4 protein-coding genes and 1 pseudogene are annotated in these 4,038 nt (G+C 66.8%); 3 read left to right on the top strand and 2 right to left on the bottom strand.

Annotated features, from left to right (window positions below; translation table 11 throughout):
* On the top strand, window positions 1–1,257 hold a 1,257-nt coding region (locus AC1VAN_RS14085), incomplete at its 5' end, for a 6-phosphofructokinase (RefSeq protein ID WP_442251833.1).
* A 31-nt stretch (window positions 1,258–1,288) separates the two neighbouring features.
* Window positions 1,289–1,678, top strand: a complete 390-nt coding sequence (locus AC1VAN_RS14080; RefSeq protein WP_480986013.1) for a DUF488 domain-containing protein — start codon at window positions 1,289–1,291, stop codon at window positions 1,676–1,678.
* A gap of 271 nt (window positions 1,679–1,949) precedes the next feature.
* Here AC1VAN_RS14080 and AC1VAN_RS14075 read toward each other — a convergent pair whose 3' ends face one another.
* Window positions 1,950–2,453, bottom strand: a complete 504-nt coding sequence (locus tag AC1VAN_RS14075) for a hypothetical protein (protein ID WP_442251832.1) — start codon at window positions 2,451–2,453, stop codon at window positions 1,950–1,952.
* A gap of 306 nt (window positions 2,454–2,759) precedes the next feature.
* Here AC1VAN_RS14075 and AC1VAN_RS14070 point away from each other — a divergent pair.
* Window positions 2,760–3,902 (top strand): annotated as a pseudogene (locus AC1VAN_RS14070) (sodium/proton-translocating pyrophosphatase); the annotation flags it as partial.
* Here AC1VAN_RS14070 and AC1VAN_RS14065 read toward each other — a convergent pair.
* Complete coding sequence (locus AC1VAN_RS14065) at window positions 3,803–4,012, bottom strand: sodium/proton-translocating pyrophosphatase (RefSeq protein WP_480986014.1); 210 nt, start codon at window positions 4,010–4,012, stop codon at window positions 3,803–3,805. The pseudogene AC1VAN_RS14070 and the gene AC1VAN_RS14065 overlap by 100 nt on opposite strands.
* Between the last annotated feature and the right edge of the window lie 26 nt (window positions 4,013–4,038).

Genomic DNA, 4,038 nt, shown 5'->3' with positions numbered 1-4,038 from the left:
ATGCGCAATGGCACCCTCCTTTACGCCCAGTCCGGCGGCGTCACCGCCGTCATCAACGCCACTGCCGCGGCGGTGATCGAACAGGCCCGCGCCAAGGGAATCAAGGTCCTGGCTGCGCGCAACGGCATCCTAGGCGCCCTGCGCGAGGAGCTGATCGACACCAGCAAGGAGAGTGCTGCGGCCATCCGCGCCCTGGCCCACACCCCCGGCGGCGCGTTCGGCTCGTGCCGGGTCAAGCTGAAATCGCTGGAGGCCGACCGTGCCCGTTACGACCGCCTGCTGGAGGTCCTGCGCGCCCATGACGTGCGCTGGTTCCTCTACAACGGCGGCAACGACTCGGCCGACACCGCACTGAAGGTGTCGCAGCTGGCAAAAAGCTCCGGCTACGACCTGACCTGCATCGGCGTGCCCAAGACCATCGACAACGATCTGGCGGTGACCGACACCTGCCCCGGCTTCGGCTCGGCGGCCAAGTACACGGCCGTGTCCGTGCGCGAAGCGGCGTTGGACGTGGCCGCGATGGCCGAGACCTCCACCCGCGTCTTCATCTACGAGGCGATGGGCCGCCACGCCGGCTGGCTGGCCGCGGCCGCCGGCCTGGCCGGCACCGGCGAGGACGACGCCCCGCACATCATCCTGCTGCCCGAGCGCGCCTATGACGAGGCCGCGTTCCTGGCCAAGGTCAAGGCCGTGGTCGCGCGCGTGGGCTACTGCGTGGTGGTGGCGTCGGAAGGCATCGCCACCGCCGATGGCCGCTTCGTCGCCGACGCCGGCGGCGGCAAGGACTCCTTCGGCCATTCGCAGCTGGGCGGCGTGGCCGCGCATCTGGCCGGGCGGGTCAAGGACCAGTTGGAGCTGAAGGTGCACTGGGCCCTGCCCGACTACCTGCAGCGCTCAGCCCGCCACCTGGCCAGCAAAACCGACTGGGAACAGGCCCAGGCGGTCGGCAAGGCCGCGGTGCAGCTGGCGCTGAAGGGCCAGAACGGGGTGATGCCGGTGATCGTGCGCAGCAGCGATGCACCGTATCGCTGGAAGATCGAAGCCGCACCGCTGTCGAAGATTGCCAACCACGAGAAGAAGATGCCGGCCAGCTTCATCCGTCGCGATGGATTCGGCATCACGGCCAAGGCGCGCGCCTACCTGCAGCCGTTGATCAAGGGCGAAGCACCGTTGCCCTACGGTAGCGATGGCCTGCCCAAGTACGTGACGCTGAAGAACGTGGCGGTGAAGCAGAAGCTGCCTGCGTTCGAAGGCTGACCCCCTCCGYCCCCTTTTTGCGAGGAATGCCATGGCGTTGCGTGTTGTTCGACTTGGCTCWSCGCGYGCGCCCGGTGAAGGCCTGCGCATCGGCACYGTGCGGCGCCCGCCGCGCGGTGTGCCGCGCAGCGAATTTGCCCGGCAGGACTGGTACGACGTGTGGTTCCCGACGCTGTCCCCCAGCGCGGAGCTGGTGAAACAGGCGCATGAGGCGAAGAGCGCCGCCGACTGGACGGCGTTCTTCCGTCACTACAACGCCGAAATGAAGGCGCCCGATGCAGCGCATGCGCTGGACCTGCTCGCAGCGCTGTCGCAGCACAGCGATATCGCGGTGGGCTGCTATTGCGAGGACGAGGCGCATTGCCACCGGTCGGCGCTGCGCGATCTTCTGGTGGCGCGTGGGGCGAGGCTTGCGGAGTGATCGCGGGGTTGCCGGCCAGCGGCCGGCACTACCCAGGTCTTACACCCAGTAGATCCACGCCATGCGTGGATGCTCGGCCTCAATTGCAGGCTTTGCCCAGGTCTCCCTCCCAGTAGATCCACGCCATGCGTGGATGCCTGGCCTCAATTGCAGGCTTTGCCCAGGTCTCCCATCCAGTAGATCCACGCCATGCGTGGATGCTTGGCCTCAATTGCAGGCTTTGCCCAGGTCTCCCTCCCAGTAGATCCACGCCATGCGTGGATGCCCGGCCTCAATTGCAGGCTTTGCCTGCCATCTGCAGCTGCGCGGCGAACATCGTCACCTGCGGGATCTTGCCGGCAGCGGCCTGCTTCTTGGCTTCCTCCAGATAGATGCGCGACTGTCCCTGCCCATCCAGCGCCTGGGCGTTGTTCACCGGCAGACGCCACACGCGCACCACCGCCTGCTGCGCCGGGCAGGCGGCATTCGGAACACGGATCACATCATTGAGTTTCCAGCCCTTGTCCGCACTCGGTTGCGCCTTGCTGTAGTCGACAAAGCGGGCACGCGGCTGGCACTGCTCGCTGGTGCGCACCGCCGAGAAACGATAGGGCTCCGCCGCCTGGCCAGTGAACGCGCCTTCCAGGCGGGCACAGGCTTCGGGAATCTGCCGCAGCGTGTGCACCGCGCCGACCGCTTGTGGTGCACCCACCGCTCGCTGCAGTTCCGGTGCTTCCGCCGCGAAGGCAGGCAGGGCCGGGGCCAGAACGGCAAGCATCAACAGGGACAGGCGCATGGGGATTCTCCGACGGGACTGCGCGCAGGCTTGCAGAGGTTGGCTTAACGGGGTGCAAAGGTGGCGATGGGGACGACGGATATCGCGTCGTTGCAGCAACCGCTGCGCTCGACGGGCGCGGCCTGGCGCTACCATCCGGGCGCGGGTGCACGCATACTGCGGACACCAGGGAATGCTGAACACCGCCATACGTCGGACGACCACCAAGGTCGGTACGGGTTGGTTCCAGGCTGCAGCCCGTCGTCCCCCTCGTGGTGCCGTTCATCGCCACTGGATGCTTGTCCATCCATTCTGCGGAGGGGTCTAATGCTGGAACGTCACGGGCTGTCATTGGCGCTGGGCTGCGCCATTCTCGCGATCCTGTACGGAATCGTCTCGRCGCGCTGGATCCTGCGCCAACCCACCGGCAATGAACGCATGGTCGCCATCGCCACGGCCATCCAGGAAGGCGCGCGCGCCTACCTCAACCGCCAGTACCTGACCATCGGCATCGCCGGCGTGGTGCTGTTCGTGCTGGTCGGCATCTTCCTGAGCTGGTACACCGCGGTCGGCTTCGCAGTCGGTGCGGTGCTGTCCGGTGCAGCGGGCTACATCGGCATGAACGTGTCGGTGCGCGCCAACGTACGCACCGCAGAGGCGGCGCGCCACGGCATCAGCGCGGCAATGGACGTGGCCTTCCGCGGCGGTGCGATCACCGGCATGCTGGTGGTCGGCCTGGGCCTGCTCGGCGTGGCCGGCTACTACGCGTTGCTGCTGCGCATGGGCCTGCCGATGGAACAGGCACTGCATGCACTGGTCGGCCTGGCCTTCGGCTCATCGCTGATCTCGATCTTCGCGCGCCTGGGCGGCGGCATCTTCACCAAGGGGGCCGATGTCGGCGCCGATCTGGTCGGCAAGGTCGAAGCAGGCATTCCCGAGGACGACCCGCGCAACCCGGCGGTGATCGCCGACAACGTSGGCGACAACGTGGGCGACTGCGCCGGCATGGCCGCCGACCTGTTTGAAACCTATGCGGTCACCGTAATCGCCACCATGCTGCTGGGCAGCCTGATGCTGGCCGAGGCCGGCGCCAATGCGGTGCTGTATCCGCTGGTGCTGGGCGGTGTTTCGATCATCGCTTCGATCATCGGCGCGCTGTTTGTGAAGGTGAAGCCCGGTGGCTCGATCATGGGCGCGCTGTACAAGGGCGTGATTGTCTCCGGTGTGCTGGCAGCGATCGCGTTCTATCCGATCACCACAGGACTGATGGCGGACAACGTGTACGGGCCGATGGCGCTGTATGGCTGTGCGCTGATCGGCCTGGTATTGACCGGCCTGATCGTGTGGATCACCGAGTACTACACCGGTACTCAGTACAAGCCGGTGCAGCATGTGGCACAGGCCTCGACCACCGGCCATGGCACCAACATCATCGCCGGCCTCGGCATCTCGATGAAGTCCACCGCCTTGTCGTACTGCGGCTTGGCGGTGCCCTGCATGATGCCGGGAATCTCGCGGAACTGCCGCCGCACTTCCTCCACGACCGCGCCGGCCGCGCGACCGACCGCTTCCATCGCCATCGCACCGAACAGGTACGGAATCAGGC

The sequence above is a fragment of the Stenotrophomonas sp. 05L44_2 genome (genome assembly GCF_056665995.1).
This window is presented reverse-complemented; position numbering and strand designations above follow the sequence as displayed.

Excerpts from the sequence above, each read along its gene's own strand:
- AC1VAN_RS14075 (WP_442251832.1), bottom strand. The coding sequence starts at position 2,453 with ATGCGCCTGTCCCTGTTGATGCTTGCCGTTCTGGCCCCGGCCCTGCCT.
- AC1VAN_RS14065 (WP_480986014.1), bottom strand. The coding sequence starts at position 4,012 with ATGGCGATGGAAGCGGTCGGTCGCGCGGCCGGCGCGGTCGTGGAGGAA.